15 protein-coding genes are annotated in these 14,659 nt (G+C 61.7%); 5 read left to right on the top strand and 10 right to left on the bottom strand.

Annotated elements, in window-relative coordinates; all coding sequences use genetic code 11:
- Nucleotides 1–74: 74 nt before the first annotated feature.
- Nucleotides 75–1,352 carry an NAD(P)/FAD-dependent oxidoreductase gene (locus tag SB659_RS04800; protein WP_284977463.1) on the top strand — a complete coding sequence of 426 codons (1,278 nt, stop codon included), beginning with the start codon at nt 75–77 and terminating at the stop codon, nt 1,350–1,352.
- A gap of 50 nt (nt 1,353–1,402) precedes the next feature.
- Here SB659_RS04800 and SB659_RS04795 read toward each other — a convergent pair whose 3' ends face one another.
- From SB659_RS04795 to SB659_RS04765, 7 genes are all read right to left on the bottom strand, one after another.
- Nucleotides 1,403–2,257 carry a ketose-bisphosphate aldolase gene (locus SB659_RS04795; protein ID WP_284977464.1) on the bottom strand — a complete coding sequence of 285 codons (855 nt, stop codon included), beginning with the start codon at nt 2,255–2,257 and terminating at the stop codon, nt 1,403–1,405.
- A complete protein-coding gene (locus tag SB659_RS04790; protein ID WP_284977465.1) occupies nt 2,248–3,222 on the bottom strand; it encodes a 1-phosphofructokinase family hexose kinase in 975 nt (324 codons plus the stop codon). The genes SB659_RS04795 and SB659_RS04790 overlap by 10 nt, the downstream gene beginning before the upstream one ends.
- Before the next feature lie 81 nt (nt 3,223–3,303).
- Nucleotides 3,304–4,461, bottom strand: a complete 1,158-nt coding sequence (locus SB659_RS04785; RefSeq protein ID WP_284977466.1) for an SIS domain-containing protein — start codon at nt 4,459–4,461, stop codon at nt 3,304–3,306.
- A gap of 119 nt (nt 4,462–4,580) precedes the next feature.
- Nucleotides 4,581–5,546 carry an ROK family protein gene (locus SB659_RS04780; RefSeq protein WP_284977467.1) on the bottom strand — a complete coding sequence of 322 codons (966 nt, stop codon included), beginning with the start codon at nt 5,544–5,546 and terminating at the stop codon, nt 4,581–4,583.
- Nucleotides 5,543–6,379, bottom strand: coding sequence for a carbohydrate ABC transporter permease (locus tag SB659_RS04775; RefSeq protein WP_284977468.1), 837 nt, complete (start codon nt 6,377–6,379; stop codon nt 5,543–5,545). The genes SB659_RS04780 and SB659_RS04775 overlap by 4 nt, the downstream gene beginning before the upstream one ends.
- Entirely contained in the window at nt 6,379–7,320 is a 942-nt protein-coding gene (locus tag SB659_RS04770; protein ID WP_284974124.1) for a carbohydrate ABC transporter permease, read from the bottom strand. Before SB659_RS04770 ends, SB659_RS04775 begins: the two co-directional genes overlap by 1 nt.
- Before the next feature lie 7 nt (nt 7,321–7,327).
- The gene (locus SB659_RS04765; RefSeq protein ID WP_284974125.1) at nt 7,328–8,650 is read right to left on the bottom strand and encodes an ABC transporter substrate-binding protein; all 1,323 of its coding nucleotides are present in this window, start codon (nt 8,648–8,650) and stop codon (nt 7,328–7,330) included.
- Nucleotides 8,651–8,844: 194 nt separating this feature from the next.
- Here SB659_RS04765 and SB659_RS04760 point away from each other — a divergent pair, with 194 nt between their 5' ends.
- Entirely contained in the window at nt 8,845–9,606 is a 762-nt protein-coding gene (locus SB659_RS04760) for a DeoR/GlpR family DNA-binding transcription regulator (protein ID WP_284974126.1), read from the top strand.
- A 38-nt stretch (nt 9,607–9,644) separates the two neighbouring features.
- On the opposite strand, the gene SB659_RS04755 is transcribed toward SB659_RS04760, so the two are convergent.
- A complete protein-coding gene (locus SB659_RS04755; protein ID WP_410549657.1) occupies nt 9,645–9,947 on the bottom strand; it encodes a DUF3040 domain-containing protein in 303 nt (100 codons plus the stop codon).
- 158 nt (nt 9,948–10,105) lie between these two features.
- On the bottom strand, nt 10,106–10,837 hold the full coding sequence (locus SB659_RS04750; protein ID WP_410549656.1) for a DUF72 domain-containing protein: 732 nt from the start codon (nt 10,835–10,837) through the stop codon (nt 10,106–10,108).
- A 181-nt stretch (nt 10,838–11,018) separates the two neighbouring features.
- Here SB659_RS04750 and ftsW point away from each other — a divergent pair, with 181 nt between their 5' ends.
- Complete coding sequence (ftsW, locus tag SB659_RS04745; RefSeq protein ID WP_410549655.1) at nt 11,019–12,251, top strand: putative lipid II flippase FtsW; 1,233 nt, start codon at nt 11,019–11,021, stop codon at nt 12,249–12,251.
- On the opposite strand, the gene SB659_RS04740 is transcribed toward ftsW, so the two are convergent.
- Nucleotides 12,217–12,675, bottom strand: coding sequence for a MarR family winged helix-turn-helix transcriptional regulator (locus SB659_RS04740; protein ID WP_284974509.1), 459 nt, complete (start codon nt 12,673–12,675; stop codon nt 12,217–12,219). The genes ftsW and SB659_RS04740 overlap by 35 nt on opposite strands.
- A 137-nt stretch (nt 12,676–12,812) precedes the next feature.
- Here SB659_RS04740 and SB659_RS04735 point away from each other — a divergent pair, with 137 nt between their 5' ends.
- Nucleotides 12,813–13,766: an SDR family NAD(P)-dependent oxidoreductase gene (locus tag SB659_RS04735; protein WP_410549654.1), complete on the top strand. Its 954-nt coding sequence runs from the start codon at nt 12,813–12,815 to the stop codon at nt 13,764–13,766.
- Nucleotides 13,767–13,768: 2 nt separating this feature from the next.
- Nucleotides 13,769–14,659 carry an amidohydrolase family protein gene (locus SB659_RS04730; protein ID WP_410549653.1) on the top strand — a complete coding sequence of 297 codons (891 nt, stop codon included), beginning with the start codon at nt 13,769–13,771 and terminating at the stop codon, nt 14,657–14,659.

Here is a 14,659-nt window from a genome sequence, read left to right as displayed (position 1 = left end):
GAAAAGTAAACGGGCGACGCCGGCCTGCCGCAGACCCCCTGTTGCCGGGACGGCAGGTGAAGTATGTTGCTGAGATGGAGGACACATACCAAGTCATTGTGGTCGGAGCCGGATTTGCAGGGGTCGCAGCAGCCAAGGAGCTGGGCCGCAAAGGTATACGCGTCCTGCTGATCGACTCAAACAGTTACCACCAATTCCAACCGCTCCTGTATCAGGTTGCCACGTCCCAGATCGGCGTTTCGGCCATCGCCCGTCCATTGCGGTCCGTTTTCCGCAGGTTGAGCAGTGTCAGGGTGTTGACGGCGAAGGTGTCATCGGTCGATGTGCACCAAAAGTCCGTCACCACCGCGGACGGCAGGGTATGGCGGGCAGAGATCCTGGTTATCGCCGTGGGCGCCGTGCCCAACTTCTTCAACACTCCCGGGGCTGAAGAGTTCGCATACCCGCTGTACTCGGTCACTGATGCCACCCGCCTGGGCTCCGGTCTCACCCGGCTTCTTGATCAGGCGGACAGAAGTCTCGATGCAGCGGTGGACGTGGTGGTGGTGGGAGGCGGTCCCACCGGCGTCGAGACCGCTGGTGCCATGGCCGAGAACGTCAAGTACGTAGTGGGAAAGTATTTCTCGCCCGAACTCGCAGCCCGCTGCCGGGTTCACCTGGTGGATATGGTTCCCAGCGTCCTGAACGTGTTCTCCCCGAAATCCCAAAAGTATGCCGCTGAGCACCTGCAAAAAGTCGGTGTCCAGTTGCATATGGGAGTCGGTGTCACCGAAGTGCGGGCCGACGGGGTAAAGCTTGCAGACGAAAGCTTTGTGCCTGCACGGATCGTGGTGTGGGCCGGCGGTTTGAAGGCAGGGGACCTGATCGCCGGATCAGGCCTGTCGCAGGGCCGGGGCGGCCGGATCGATGTTCAACCGGACCTGACAGCTCCCGACGTCGACGGCGTTTACGTTATTGGGGACGCCGCGAACATTACCGACTCGACCGGCGCAAAGCTGCCCCAGCTGGGTTCGGTGGCGCAGCAGGCCGGCAAGTGGGCCGCGGCCAACATCATCGCTGACCTGAACGGGGACGAACGGAAACCATTCCACTACGTTGACAAGGGGTACATGGCGATGGTCGGGCGCGGTGCAGCCGTAGCGGAGCTCGGACGCAAACGACTCCAGTTGCAGGGCCCCTTTGCGTTTTTGTCGTGGCTCTTGGTGCACCTTGCCTTGTTGTCCGGGACACAACAAAAAGTCCGAGCCTTGTTTTCCTGGCTCAACGGGTACCTCCTCCACAGCCCCGCGCAGGTGGTTGTCAGTGGCCCGTTCGAGAAGGAATCTGACCCTCCCGCCGCAGACAACCCGTAGTCGGCGGCCCGGTCACGGCGATGCCTTCAGCCCGGAGTTACCCGCGGGGGCTACGCCTCATTCGAACGGGCGGTGCCTGCGAACAACCTCAGGAGCCGCGATACTTCGGGCACCAGTGCGTCACGGCCGGCGCCCAGGTACTTACGGGAGTCGACAACGGTTGGATGCGAGTCCAGATAGTCGCGGACTGCACGGGTGAAGAATCCATTCAGGTGTGTGGACACGTTAATCTTGCTCATGCCCGCGGTGATCGCCTCCGAGATTGTTTCGTCCGGCACCCCCGATGATCCGTGGAGGACGAGGGGAACGTTGAGACTGTCCCTCAAGCGGCGGATCAAGGTCAGGTCAAGGGCTGCGTTCCGTTCTGTCATTGCGTGGGAGGACCCCACTGCGACCGCCAAGGCATCGACTCCGGTTCTCCGGACGAAGTCGGCGGCTTCCTCCGGATCGGTTCGCACGCCGGGGGCGTGGGCACCTCCTTTGCCGCCGACTTTCCCGAGTTCCGCTTCGACATAGACGCCCATCGAGTGGGCGTATTCCGTGACTTTTGCCGTCGTTTCGAGGTTTGCTTCGTAGGGAAGATGGGCGCCGTCGTACATGACTGAACCGAAGCCCAGGTCCACGGCCTGGATGGCGAGGCTCGCGTCTTCGGCGTGATCGAGGTGCAGGGCGATGGGGACATTGGCTTCCCGTGCGAGTGACATGCAGGCCAACGCAAGCGGCTCCAGGCCTCCGTGGTAGTTTGCGCAGTTCTGTGAGATTTGCAGAATGAGCGGCAACCCCGCAAGCTCGGCTCCTGTGATGAGTCCTTCGACGGTTTCAAGGTGAATAACGTTGAAGGCACCTTGTCCGGTCCGGGAGGCAACGGCGTCGGCCATGATGTCTGCCGTGGGAGTCAGTGGCATGGGATGTCCTTTTGCAGGGTGACGAGTACTTCTTTTTGGAGGTCTGAATAGTTCGCTGCGATTTCGCCTGCACCGGTGGTGAGAACCGCGGCCGAGCCCCAGGCAGAGGCAGTGCGCAGGAGTGTCGGGAGGTCAGCGCCGTCGCTCAGGCACACGGCGGCAGCAGCCACTGCTGCATCACCTGCTCCAGTGGGGTTGCCCGTAAGGGTGCGGCCGGGCGAGGCGGCCCAGTGCGCCTCGGGCTGATCGCGGGTGAACGCGAGCATGCCTTTCTCTCCGGTACTGACGATTACCGTGCGGGCCCCGAGTTGAAGAAGCCGCCGGGCCGCCGTAGGCAGATGCTGCTCTCCGGTGGCTTCGATCAGCTCATGATGGTTGGGTTTGAGCAGGTCCGCGCCCGCCTTGGCGGCGTCGAGCAGTGGCGGCCCTGAGGTGTCGACAATGACCGGGACTTTGTGGTGATGTGCGAGGGCGATCATGTCTTGGTAGAAGCTACCGGGTGCGTTGGGCGGCAGGCTGCCCGAAGCGGCTAGGACGGAAGCTTCCTTCCTATCGAGAACAGCCTCCACAGCCGCCAGGATTTCGTCCCAGATTGTTGAGGGCAGCTCTTCGCCGCGTTCGTTGAAGATGCTGGTCTGGAGGTGTTCTTCATCGACGAAAGCGATACTCCTGCGGGTCTCCGTACTCGCTGGTATGAGGAGGTGTGGAAGCCCGGACTGTTCAAGTTCGGCGCGAAACAGGGCGCCGGTGGCACCGCCCACGGGAGCAATGGCCAGGACAGCTGAACCCGTCTGGTGAGCCACACGCGCGACGTTCAGCCCCTTGCCACCTGCCCGTTGGAGAGGTGCGTCGACCCGGTGGGTTTGTCCCAGGTGGATCGCGGGAAGGCCGTACGTGATGTCGAGAGCGGGGTTGGGAGTCACGGTCACGATTTTTCGGCCGTCGCGGGCGGTCGAAGAGATCACAAAGTATTCCTTTCGGTCAGGGAGGACGGGGCGGCCTTCGGCAGGGTTGCGTGCGTGGGGAAGGCCGAGGACCCTAACCGACTAGTAAGTTTCGGTCCGCTCGAGCGGGTGAATTCGGACGCCTTGCACCACGCGGTTGACGTCTCCGGACGGGAAAGGGTTGTCAGGGGTCAGGCCAAGCTGCAGGGAAGCAAGCAGCGCTAAGAGTTGAGCGAAAAGCACATATGCCGGTGCCAGAAGGGCGTCATCCAGAGCGGAAAGTTCCGGGAAAACCCATGACTGGCCGGAAATGTCAGCTTCGGGGTGGACCGAGACTGCAACGGTGTTTTCCGCGGCGATACCTGACCGCAGCTCAGCAAGGATGTCCAGGTCGTAATTGCGGGTGTAGGCGTCCGATGATACGAAAACGATCACCAGTGTCTTGTCGGTCAGGACGGATTTGGGTCCATGACGGAAGCCGAGCGATGAGTCGTGGTACGCGATGACTTTGCCGGCGGTCAGTTCCAGGAGTTTGAGCGCGCATTCCTGCGCGAGGCCTGCAAGGGGGCCGCTGCCGAGGTAGACGACCCTGTCGTAACCCTTGAGGGCCAGCTTCTCCATCATCTCCTGCGGGCCCAGGATGCGTTCGGCGGCTCCGGCGAGTGCGTTCACGGCGGTGTTATCCGCACCACGGAGGATCAGGAGGCAGGCGAGCAGCATGGAGGTGAAGCTCGAAGTCATTGCGAACCCTTGGTCGTTCGCGCGTTCGGGCATCAGAATTGCGAATGATTTGTCACGGCCCTGGTGGATCTTGAAGAGATTTCCTTGCCTGTCGCAGGTGATGACCAGGTGGCTTACGTCGGTGAGAATTTCATCCGCGAGGATGGTCGCAGCGCTGCTCTCAGGGCTGTTGCCGGACCGGGCGAAGGAGATAAGGAGCGTCGGTACGTCCTCAGCGAAGCACTCGTGCGGGTTGGAGACAATGTCTGTCGTGGCGACGGCATCCACGCGCCGCTGGAGTTGCCGTGCGAGTGAAGGGGCTGCGATCCGTCCCGCGAAGGCCGATGTACCCGCGCCTGCGAGGATGATGCGCAGGTTTGGCCTTTCAAGCAGTGGCGAAAGGAACGAATCGAGGTTCTCGCGTTGGTCTTCGATGAGCTTGGCGACACCACGCCAGACGTCCGGCTGCTGGGCGATTTCGCGTGCCGTTGCCTCTGATCCTGCCGTGTGATTCATGTGGGTGTTGGTCGTGCTGGACAAGTCGTGTCTCCTTGAGTTGGGACGAAGTGTAGGTGCGCGGCCCGTGTAGGGGTGCCGCGGGGGTCATGGGCCGGCGAACCACGCCGTCCGGCAGGCTGGGGCGTGGGCGGCAGCGGATCTCATGAGAGGGCCTTCCGTGCCAGGATGCCGGCCCCGAGGCAGGCGGCGTTGTCGCCGAGGGAGGCGGTGACCAGCTTCGGTTGCTGTTGCCATACGAGGATGCGGCGGAGTTCCTTTGCAACGGGTTCGAGGAGGGTGTCCCCGGCGGAGCTCAGGCCGCCGCCGATGACGATCAGGCCAGGGGCGAGCAGGCTTACGTAAGCTGCGAGTGCGCGTGCGATGCTCTCGGTTGCTTCCGCCCAGACGCTCAGGCCTGCGGGGTCCCCGGCATGCATGCGTTCTACTACCGGCTTCGCGCCCTGAACGTTCGCCCCGGTCAGCCGGTTGTAGCGCCGCGCGATGGAGGGGCCTGTCGAGACTGTTTCCAAGCAACCGATGGCGCCGCAGGCGCAGAGTTCACCGGAACCGACGTCCAGGTGGCCGATTTCGCCGGCGTACTTGTTGGCGATGGCGTGACCTTCGACGAACATGGCCCCGGAGATCCCGGTTCCGATTGGCATAAAAAGCACGTCGTCATGTCCTCGGGCCGCGCCGAGTTCGCGCTCTGCCAGTCCGCCCGCTCTTACGTCGTGGCCGAATCCAACAGGCAGCCCGGTGTGCTCATTGATGATCTTGACGAAAGGAACATCCCGCCAGCCAATATTTTCGGAGTACAGTGCGGTCCCGGTCCGGTCATCCACCAGGCCCGGGACAACCAGTCCGATGGCGCGGGCGCCGGGCGCGTGTCCCAGAAGTTCGTCAACGGCGCTGATGACGGCTTTGACCACGGCGTCCGGGCCTTCTTCCCTGGGTGTGGGCCACCGGTGATAGGAGATGGCTTCTGACCCGGAGAGGACGGCGCCTTTCATTGCCGTACCCCCGACGTCGAGGGCGACCGTCAACTCCCCGGTAGTGAAGCCTGGCAGCGCCGTCCCCGGTCCTGTGGGCCGCTCAGAGGGGATGCGGTGCGGGTGCTCTCCGGTCATTTGACGCTTCCCGCGAGCATGCCGCTGACGATGTAGCGGTTGAGGACAAGGGCGATGCCGGCAGGGACGGCGAGGGCAACGACGCCGGCGGCGTTCAGGAGCGTGTACGGCACAAGGTGCCGGCCCTGCAAGGACGCGATGACCACTGTGAGCGGCTGCGTGGACAGGTCGCTGGAGAGGACCAACGGGAAGAGGAACTGACCCCAGGCAAAGAGGAAAGTGATGATCGCCGTCGAGATGAGTCCGGGCCGTGCGAGCGGGAGGACTATGTGCCAAAGGACCTGCATCCGGCTGGCGCCATCGATGTTTCCGGCTTCTTCGAGGGCGATCGGCAGGCTAGCCATGTAGTTATGAAGGATCCACGTTGCGAGGGGAAGGAAACCCGAAACGTAGACAAGCACGATTCCCGTATAGGTGTTCACCAGGCCGAAGGCCGTGAGGATCTGGTACAGCGGAATGAGCGTGGTGTAGGCGGGAAAGGCCATCGTGGCCAGCACGGCGTAGAAGAGCACGCGCCGGCCCTTGAACTGTATGCGGGCAAATGCGTAGGCCGCCAACGTAGCCAGAATGAGTGTGATCACCGTGGCTGCGGCACATTCAATGAAGATATTGATCGACGATTGCTGTACTGACTGCGCCAAGTCGCTTCCGCCGGACAAGAGGGAGCTGTAGTTGTCCAGGGAGGGGGTAGGCGGCAAATAGTTGGATGGCTTCGATCCGGCTTGGGCATCGGTCTGGAGACTGATGTTCAGGGCCCAGTAAAGGGGAACCAATGACCAGAGCAGGATGAACGCAATGCCAAGTCGGCGCATGAGGGGTGTGCGTTGTTTCATCAGAATTCCACCGGTCGATAGACAAATTTCAAAACGAGTAGCGAGGACGCGAGGGTTGCCAGGGTGATGAGCAGGGAGAGGGCATAGCCCTCACCGAAGTTCAGGTTTTGGAAACTGATGAAGTAGGTCTGCATGGTCACCGAGGCGCCCGTCGCGGCTGATCCGTTGAGGATGTAGGGCTGGTCGAAGACGTTCAGGGTTGCGATGATGCCCTGAACCATGGCGATGGTGATCCCTGGCCGCGCGAGCGGGAGGGTGATCCTGCTGAACGTGGTCCATGCCGAGCATCCGTCGAGTGTGGATGCCTCATAAAGGTCGGCCGGGATGTTCTGAAGCGCGGCCAAGACCAGCAACGTCGACAGTGGGGTAATCTGCCACACCTGCACCAGTTCTATGCCAAGGATGGTGAGGAAATGGTTCTGGCCCAGGAACACCAAATAGTGATCGATGAGGTGGAATGAGCTCAAAATGCTGTTCAAGAGTCCGGTGTTGCTATCCCAGATGCTTCCCCAAACGATTCCCTCCACGACTCCAGGGAGCGCCCAGGGCAGAATGAGCACTGCGATCAGGACCGAGCGTCCTCTGAATTGTTTCTGCAGCGTTATGGCCATGGCAATGGCGAGCACAGTGGAGAGAAGCACGCCGATGATGACGTACAGGGCAGTGTTGCCCATGCTCGCAGTGATGGCCGGGTCAGCGAAGAGCTGCCGGAAATTGTCCAATCCGTTGAACTCATCCGGTGGGTTCAACGGCTGAACGCGGAAGAACGCTTCGACGAGGGTGAACCCGGCCGGTATCAGGGCCAGGCCGACGATGAAGAGTGTCAGCGGTGTCACCAACGCGTAGGGGAGCAAGTCCAGGCGCCGCCCACGGCGTGCGGCGTCCGGAACTTGTCCACCCCGAGCTGGCGGCTTTTGCTTGAGGCGCAGGCTCGTGCTCATCGGTTTCCTACTGCCCGGCCAATTTGGTTGCCGAATCCGAGATGGCTTTGATCGCGGCGTCGACGGTCATGCTGCCGGCCGCTGCTGCGTGCAGGTTGGTGTAGACGGAATTGGAGAACTGGGGGTACCAGACCGGTGCTCCCGCGGGAAAGACGGGCTTGCTGCTCTTGAGCATTGTGGTCAGTTCCTGCCCTCCAGCGAGCCCCTTGGCCGCTGTGAGCTTTTCGAGTCCTGTCAGCCTGGAGGGAAGGAAGTATCCGGGCATCACTTTGTCCGGCCCGTTGGCGCCGGCGAAGTCCGCTTGGTTCTCCGCGGAGGTGAACCATTCGATAAATTTCGCCGCTGCTTCGGGGTATTTAGCCGTCTTCAGGATGCCGATGCCATCCGGGTTGCTGACGTTCGCGGTTGCGCCGGTCATGCCCGGCGTCGGGATGTACTGCACTGCACCGTTGACAGAGGATGAAGCGGGGACGTCGTACAAGCTGCCGACGTTGCCTGAGTAGTCCGCGAATGTGCTGGCGGTGACGCCCTTGGCCATCAGCGTCTGCTGGCTCTCGCTGTCGCTGACGTTGATATTGCCGGCAGGAACGAGGCCATTCTTGATCGCGTCAACCATCCACTGAGCCGCCTTGTACCCGGCTGAGTCCGGAGAGCTGAACTGCGGCTTTCCGCTTTCGTCCAGAATCTTGCCGCCGAATGCCTGGGTTGTCTCATACCAGTAGGTAGACAAGCCTTCGGCAGCGGCAAACGGGATGTTGAGTGGGTTTTGAGCGACGCCCGCAGCTTTTACCTTCTGGAGGTCCTGGGTGTACTCATCAATGGTGGTGGGCATGGCGGAAATTCCGGCCTTGGCGAACATCGCTTTGTTGACCGTGGTCACCAGATAGGAGGCATCGAAAGGGACCCCCACAATGTGGCCGTTGGACGTGAAGGAACTCAGCTGCGGCATGTCTGCTGCGTAGGCCTTTTGGTCGATGTACTTCTCCATCGGCAAGAACCAGCCGAGCTTACTTTCCTGACCGACCCGCGACCAGTCGACGTCGGTCGCGTCAGCGAAGTAGGTGTTGGAGGTCGACGCGGCGGCGATCTTTGTCTGCAGGCTGTCCCAGTCGATCGTCGACCACTTGACCGTGATGCCGGTGCTCTTTGTGAACGCGTCCAGTGACTTCTGGGGAGGTGGGGCGCCGAACAACGCCACGGTGATCGTGACATCCTTCGTCTGTGAGGAGGAGGCTCCTGCGCCTCCTGTACAAGCTGTCGCAAGGACGCTGAGCGCCGCTGCTCCCGCGACCAGAGCGGTGCCTCGCAGGCGGTTTCGCTTGGAAATCATGGTCGACCTTTCATCAAACTGTGCATAACGATGCTAAAACTGCTCATTTCCGTAACTCTGAGCAAGTATTGCATGTGATGTGCATTACGCGCAATAAATATGCACCGATTATTGATCGAATCGTTCGAACGCGCAGAGTTGAGGCGCAAAGTGCGCGTTTCTTGCAAATAAATGCGCAAAGGCGTTAATCTTGGATGGTGGCCAGAAAACAGAGACTGAACCAGATCGTGGGAGCCGTGCTCGAAGCCGGCAACATCGATGTCCCGACGCTTGCCGAACTCTTCACCGTGTCGGAGGCGACCATTAGGCGCGATCTGGAGTTACTGGAAGAGCAGCGGCTCGTGACCCGCACCCGAGGGGGTGCCTCAACTAACGCCGCTTTCAACGATCTGCCCTTGAACTATAAGACGGCCCAAGACCTCCCCGAGAAGCGTCGCATCGCAGAGCATGCCCTGACCTATCTGAACGGCTCACGGGTTGTTGGGATGACCGGCGGGACGACGGTGAGCGAATTCGCCCGCATGCTCATGGGTAGGGAGCATCTCAGCATCGTCACGAACGCGCTCAACATCGCAACCAGCTTGCTGGCCAACCCCGGACTGAGGGTCTTCATTGCCGGCGGCGAAGCCAGGGCCAGCAGCCAGGAGACCGTGGGTCCGATAGCCGAGCAGTTCCTGACGGACTACAACATCGACGTAGCGTTTCTAGGTGTCGACGGCGTTGACCCCGACGCCGGTTGCACGAACTATGACCCGATGGGTGCCCGTGTCAACCGTGCCCTGCAGCAGCGCTCACGCACGACAATAGTCCTCGCCGACGCAACGAAAATTTCCAGAATCGCATTGGCACCCGTTTGCGCCATGGCCGAAGTCGATGTGCTCATCACGGACACCAGGGCACCCGAAGGGGTGGTGCAGCAGATTCGCGACCAAGGCTGCGAAGTCATTTGCGTGTGAGTGCTAACCCGGGCGGAGTGTGCTCAGAGGAGTCGGGGTCAGCTGGGGCGCCCACGATCTACTGATATCCGGGCAACCCTCGCGCGGTGAGCCCTGTCCGCCCGCACCGCAGAGAACAACAGCAGAAGCCCGGCTACTGCCAGCAGAAATGCGTGCAGGGGGATAGCCAGCAAGATCAGTACCAAAGCGCCAGCCGCCGCGAGCACGTCCCGGAGCCGGGGCTGGATAGGACCACGGACGGGGATGCCCGATTCCAGCTGCCGGGCAAGTCTGGGGTCTTGGATAAAGAGTTCCCGTTCGAGTCTTTGCAGAACCCTTTGCTCCCGTTCGGATAGCGGCATGGTGATCCCTCCTGAACGCTATGGCAACCTGATGTGAATTGCCGGTCCAGCGGTTCCCCCTACGACCGGGATACCAGCAGTAGGATAAGCTAAGCATGCTGATTATTTAGTCCGCAAGGGGTTTTCGCGGACCGGACGAATCCGTCCACGGGCAGGGGTCAGCCGGTGCCCAGGAAAGCCCGCAGGGTGTCCGCATTACGCACCGCGTGGCCTCCGCCGTCGTTGTTGAAGTAGGCGAAGACGTCCCGGCCGCCGTCGCTCCACTCGCGGATCCGGTCAGCCCACCAGCCGAGGTCCGCATCCGAGTACGAGCCCCCGTAAAGGTGTTCATGATCGGGCCCATGAAGCCGAATGTAGACAAACGAAGCTGTCGCGCGGAGTATGCACGGCAGATTGGCCCCGCTCATGATGCAGTAAGCGGCGTTGTGGCGTTCCAAGAGCGCATAGACCTCGGGGTGGTCCCAGCTATCGTGGCGAAACTCGACGGCGACCCGGATCCACTGCGGCAGTGCGGCGAGGAAGTAATCAAGCCGGGCATCATCGCGGGCAAGACCGGGCGGGAGTTGGACCAGTAGGACAGCCCTCTTGTCGCCCAATTCGTGCCAGCAGCGGGAAATCCTTTCGATCCAAACTTCGGGACCGTACAACTTTTTCCCGTGGGTCAGACCCCTGGGTGCCTTGACGGACATGGCAAAACCTTGGGGAAGCCGGGTTCGCCAGCCGGCGAACGTGGTGTCCCGCGGCCAGCGATAGAAACTCGCATTGAGTTCCACGGTATTGAACCGTGCCACGTAGTGGGCCAGACGCTTTGCCGTAGGCAAGCCTGGCGGATAGAGCACGTTCTCCCAGTGATCGTAGCTCCAGCCCGATGTTCCGATGTGGATGGCCATGTTTGGGATGGTAGTCGTCGCGAGTGCGGATCTGCACCTTCACCGGCCCTGCCGACACGCACGAAGGGTGCGTATGGAGGGTTAAGGGGCGTCGTGGGCATATCGTCTTTGTGTTGCGGTTCTCCAGACGAATGGCCGAACGGGAGTAGAGCCGGACTAGCCGGACCAAAGCCAGGAAAGCATGACGATGACAGCTACCACCAAGACACCCATGCCTCCTCAGAATCAACTCCGCGGCCGGCTGGGTGCAGTGCGTCGATGGTTTACGCAGGAAGGCGTGGACCGGCAACGTCCCGTCATCCTCGCCGTCGTCCTGACGCTGGCTGCGATCGGCCTCGTGGAAGTTGCGTCCGCGTCGTCCGTGGAGTCGGTCGCGTCCGGGGTGAACCCCTACGATCTGCCTCTGAAGCAGGGCATGTGGACCCTCGCCGGCGTCGCGTTGATGTTGGTCCTGGCCGGATTGCCTGCCCGCCTCATCCGCAAGCTGGCCTGGCCAATGCTGATGGTTTCCGTGGTTGCTTTGGGCTTGGTGTTCACGCCCCTGGGAATGACAGTCAACGGCAACCGGAACTGGCTCAACGTGGGCGGATTCACCGCGCAGCCCTCGGAATTCGCCAAGCTGGCCCTGATCGTCTGGGCCGCATCCGTTCTGTCCCGCAAGCAGCATCTGCTGGGCCAATGGAAGCATGCGGTGATCCCCTTGCTGCCTGCCGGCGGCATGATCATGGCACTGGTTGCCCTTGGCCATGACTTGGGAACCACCATGATCGTCATGCTGATCCTGGGTGCCACGCTGTTCTTCGGCGGGGTCCCCATGAAAGTCTTCGGCGCCGCGGCGGCGGCATGCGCGGCGGCAGCCTTGGTGCTCGCGGCCAGCAGCGGAAACCGCATGGGCCGGATCTTTTCCTGGCTTGGAGCAGGCTCAGCGGAGGACGCACAAGGCGTCGGTTACCAAGCCCTCAATGGCCAATATGCGCTCGCGTCGGGGCGCTGGTTTGGGGTCGGTTTGGGGCAGAGCCGGGAAAAATGGAACTGGATCCCGGAAGCCCATAACGACTTCATCTTCAGCATCTTGGGCGAGGAGCTGGGGTTGGCCGGGACGTTGCTGGTCCTTGGCCTCTTCGCCGTCCTGGCCGTAGCGATCTTCACCGTCATTGCCCGGACCACGGATACTTTCGCCCGGGTACTCTCCTGCAGCGTGATCACCTGGCTCTTGGGGCAGGCCCTGATCAATATCGCCATGGTCAGCGGGTTGCTACCGGTAATCGGCGTCCCGTTGCCGTTCATCTCCTATGGCGGTTCTGCCATGGTTTCGTCGCTGGCGGGTATCGGCATGATCCTTGCCGTGACGCGCACCGGCCAGCAACCAAAGGTCCCGGCTACCCCCACAAAGCTTTCTTCAGCAGCGCTCTGAGTTCAGCGTTTTCGCCCTCGGTCAGGCGAGCCAGCTGGGTTTCTTCGCACGCATCCAGGGCGATGCGGGCCTTGGCGTGAATTCGGCGTCCCTCAGCGGTTGACACGATGATTTTCGCGCGCCTGTCCTGCTTTCCTTGCGCGCGTTCCACCAAGCCCCGGTGTTCAAGATCGTCCACGAGGCTAACCACTTGGCTGGGGTCCAGGCTGAGGAAGTCGGCCAGTTCGCGTTGGGTGGGTTCCAGTCCGCTGCAGGCAAGAGTAAGGACCGAGAACGAGCGCTCGCGGAGGCCGTAATCGCTGAGGGCACGGTTGTTGAGAACCGACCCTGTGGCGTGCAACTTGGCGAGCAACAGGCCCACGTCGTTGCCGATTTTTGCCGCGGCCAGGCGCGGCTTTTCGACGTCGGTGCTTTGCGGACCCATGGCAACTCCAATAGTAATGAAAAACAATCGTTGACTTTTTCAATGATCCGTATTCTCATTGATCATGACAAGGATCTCACGATGCAGTGGGATCGTCCCCACCGGTCCCGACCGGTTACTGCATGCGAAGGAGCGCCATGAGTTTGAACGGCAAGGTTGCAATCGTTACCGGGAGTGGGCAGGGTCTTGGCCTCGCTTACGCGAGGGAGCTCGCCCGCCAGGGTGCCGCCGTCGTGATCAATGACGTGAACGCCCAGACCGCTGCGGAAGCAGTCGCCCAGATAGAGGCCGACGGCGGACGGGCCACCGCCGTGGTGGTTCCGGTGGGCACCACCGAGGCTGCCAAGGCCCTTGTGGCCGGTGCAGTGGAGGCATTTGGCCAGCTGGACATCCTGGTGACGAACGCCGGGATCCTGAGGGACAAGAGCCTGTTGAAGATGACTGACGAGGACTTCGACCTGGTCATCAACGTTCACCTGAAGGGCACGTTCACCTGTGTCCGTGAGGCATATGCGTACTTCAAGGAAAACAACATCCCCGGCCGCATCATCACCATTGGTTCGCCCACCGGTCAGCGCGGCAATTTCGGTCAGACGAATTATGCCGCGGCCAAGGCGGGCATCGTGGGCATGGTCCGCACGTGGGCGCTGGAAATGAAGAAGGCCGGTGTGACGGTTAACTCGGTGATCCCCGTGGCAGCAACGGCCATGACTAAGACGGTCCCTTACTTCCAGAAGGCCGTAGAGGCTGATGAACGCGGTGAGGCGATGCCGTCCTTCTTCCGGCATGACCTTGGTTTTGGAACGGCCGACGACGTTGCCGGGCTGATCGCGTTCCTCGCCTCCGACTCCGCTGCCGGGATCACCGGCCAGGCGATCGGTGCCGGTGGGGACCGGCTGCAGGTTTGGACGCATCCGACGGCGGCCACCACCGAATACCGGGAGGGCGGATGGAGCTACGAGGCGCTGGCCGCGAATGCGGATACCCTGTTCAGCGCGGCAAACCTGCAGGGCTACGGTGAGGAATTCCTGCCGTTGCCTGAGGATCTGCAGCCTGAACCCGCCAAGCCCGAACCCGCACAGGCCCGCTGACCATGTCCGACCGTTACGAACTCGGCATCGACGCCGCGAAACTCGATGCGATCGACATGCACGTCCATCTCGAGGTGGACAGCTGCGGACATGGCTCGCTTCCCGAAGCCCTGACGGAGGCTTCTGCGAAGTATTTCAAGGCCGCAGACCGCACTCCGTCGCTGGATCGGATCGCGGAGGTGTACCGCGAACTGAAGATGGCCGCCGTCGTTTTTACCGTCGACGCCCGGACGCAGCTCAAGCATGAGCCCAACAGCATCCCGGAGCTGATCGCCGGGGCCGCGAAGCACAACGATGTGTTGATTCCGTTCGGCAGCGTGGACCCGCGCACGGGGGAGGACGCAATCGCGGGGGCGAAGCACCAGGCCATTGAGCTGGGCGCCCGGGGTTTCAAGTTCCACCCGTCCCTCCAGGGCTTTGACCCGTCCAGTGAACAGTTCTATCCGTTGTGGGAAACCCTGCAGGAACTGGGCCTGCCGTGTATCTTCCACACTGGCCAGAACGGCATGGGGGCAGGTCTTCCCGGTGGGTTTGGAATCAAGCTGGCGTACTCGAATCCGTTGCTGCTGGACGCAGTGGCCGCCGATTTCCCGGGATTGCAGATCATCATGGCCCACCCCTCGGTGCCGTGGCAGGACGAAGCGAACTCGATCGCGACGCACAAGTCCAACGTGTTCATTGATCTCTCGGGCTGGTCGCCCAAGTACTTCCCGGAATCTCTCGTCCGTCTGTCCAACTCCGTGTTGCAGGACAAGGTGTTGTTCGGCACGGACTTCCCGTTGATCACGCCGCAGAAATGGCTGGGCGCGTTCGCGGATCTCCCGCTGAAGGACGAGGTCAGGCCGAAGATCCTCAAGGACAACGCTGTCCGGCTGCTCGGGCTGGGCGGTTGA

It is taken from the genome of Arthrobacter sp. SIMBA_036 (genome assembly GCF_046535135.1).
Lineage (GTDB): Bacteria > Actinomycetota > Actinomycetes > Actinomycetales > Micrococcaceae > Arthrobacter.
The sequence above is the reverse complement of the archived record's forward strand: the minus strand, read 5'-3'. Positions and strand labels throughout refer to the sequence as shown.

What these genes read in the sequence shown, in the direction of transcription:
- ftsW (WP_410549655.1), top strand. Translation starts at nt 11,019, where the DNA reads ATGACGATGACAGCTACCACCAAGACACCCATGCCTCCTCAGAATCAA.
- SB659_RS04730 (WP_410549653.1), top strand. Translation starts at nt 13,769, where the DNA reads ATGTCCGACCGTTACGAACTCGGCATCGACGCCGCGAAACTCGATGCG.
- SB659_RS04800 (WP_284977463.1), top strand. Translation starts at nt 75, where the DNA reads ATGGAGGACACATACCAAGTCATTGTGGTCGGAGCCGGATTTGCAGGG.
- SB659_RS04775 (WP_284977468.1), bottom strand. Translation starts at nt 6,379, where the DNA reads ATGAAACAACGCACACCCCTCATGCGCCGACTTGGCATTGCGTTCATC.
- SB659_RS04740 (WP_284974509.1), bottom strand. Translation starts at nt 12,675, where the DNA reads ATGGGTCCGCAAAGCACCGACGTCGAAAAGCCGCGCCTGGCCGCGGCA.
- SB659_RS04750 (WP_410549656.1), bottom strand. Translation starts at nt 10,837, where the DNA reads ATGGCCATCCACATCGGAACATCGGGCTGGAGCTACGATCACTGGGAG.
- SB659_RS04760 (WP_284974126.1), top strand. Translation starts at nt 8,845, where the DNA reads ATGGTGGCCAGAAAACAGAGACTGAACCAGATCGTGGGAGCCGTGCTC.
- SB659_RS04765 (WP_284974125.1), bottom strand. Translation starts at nt 8,650, where the DNA reads ATGATTTCCAAGCGAAACCGCCTGCGAGGCACCGCTCTGGTCGCGGGA.
- SB659_RS04755 (WP_410549657.1), bottom strand. Translation starts at nt 9,947, where the DNA reads ATGCCGCTATCCGAACGGGAGCAAAGGGTTCTGCAAAGACTCGAACGG.
- SB659_RS04780 (WP_284977467.1), bottom strand. Translation starts at nt 5,546, where the DNA reads ATGACCGGAGAGCACCCGCACCGCATCCCCTCTGAGCGGCCCACAGGA.
- SB659_RS04795 (WP_284977464.1), bottom strand. Translation starts at nt 2,257, where the DNA reads ATGCCACTGACTCCCACGGCAGACATCATGGCCGACGCCGTTGCCTCC.
- SB659_RS04735 (WP_410549654.1), top strand. Translation starts at nt 12,813, where the DNA reads ATGAGTTTGAACGGCAAGGTTGCAATCGTTACCGGGAGTGGGCAGGGT.
- SB659_RS04770 (WP_284974124.1), bottom strand. Translation starts at nt 7,320, where the DNA reads ATGAGCACGAGCCTGCGCCTCAAGCAAAAGCCGCCAGCTCGGGGTGGA.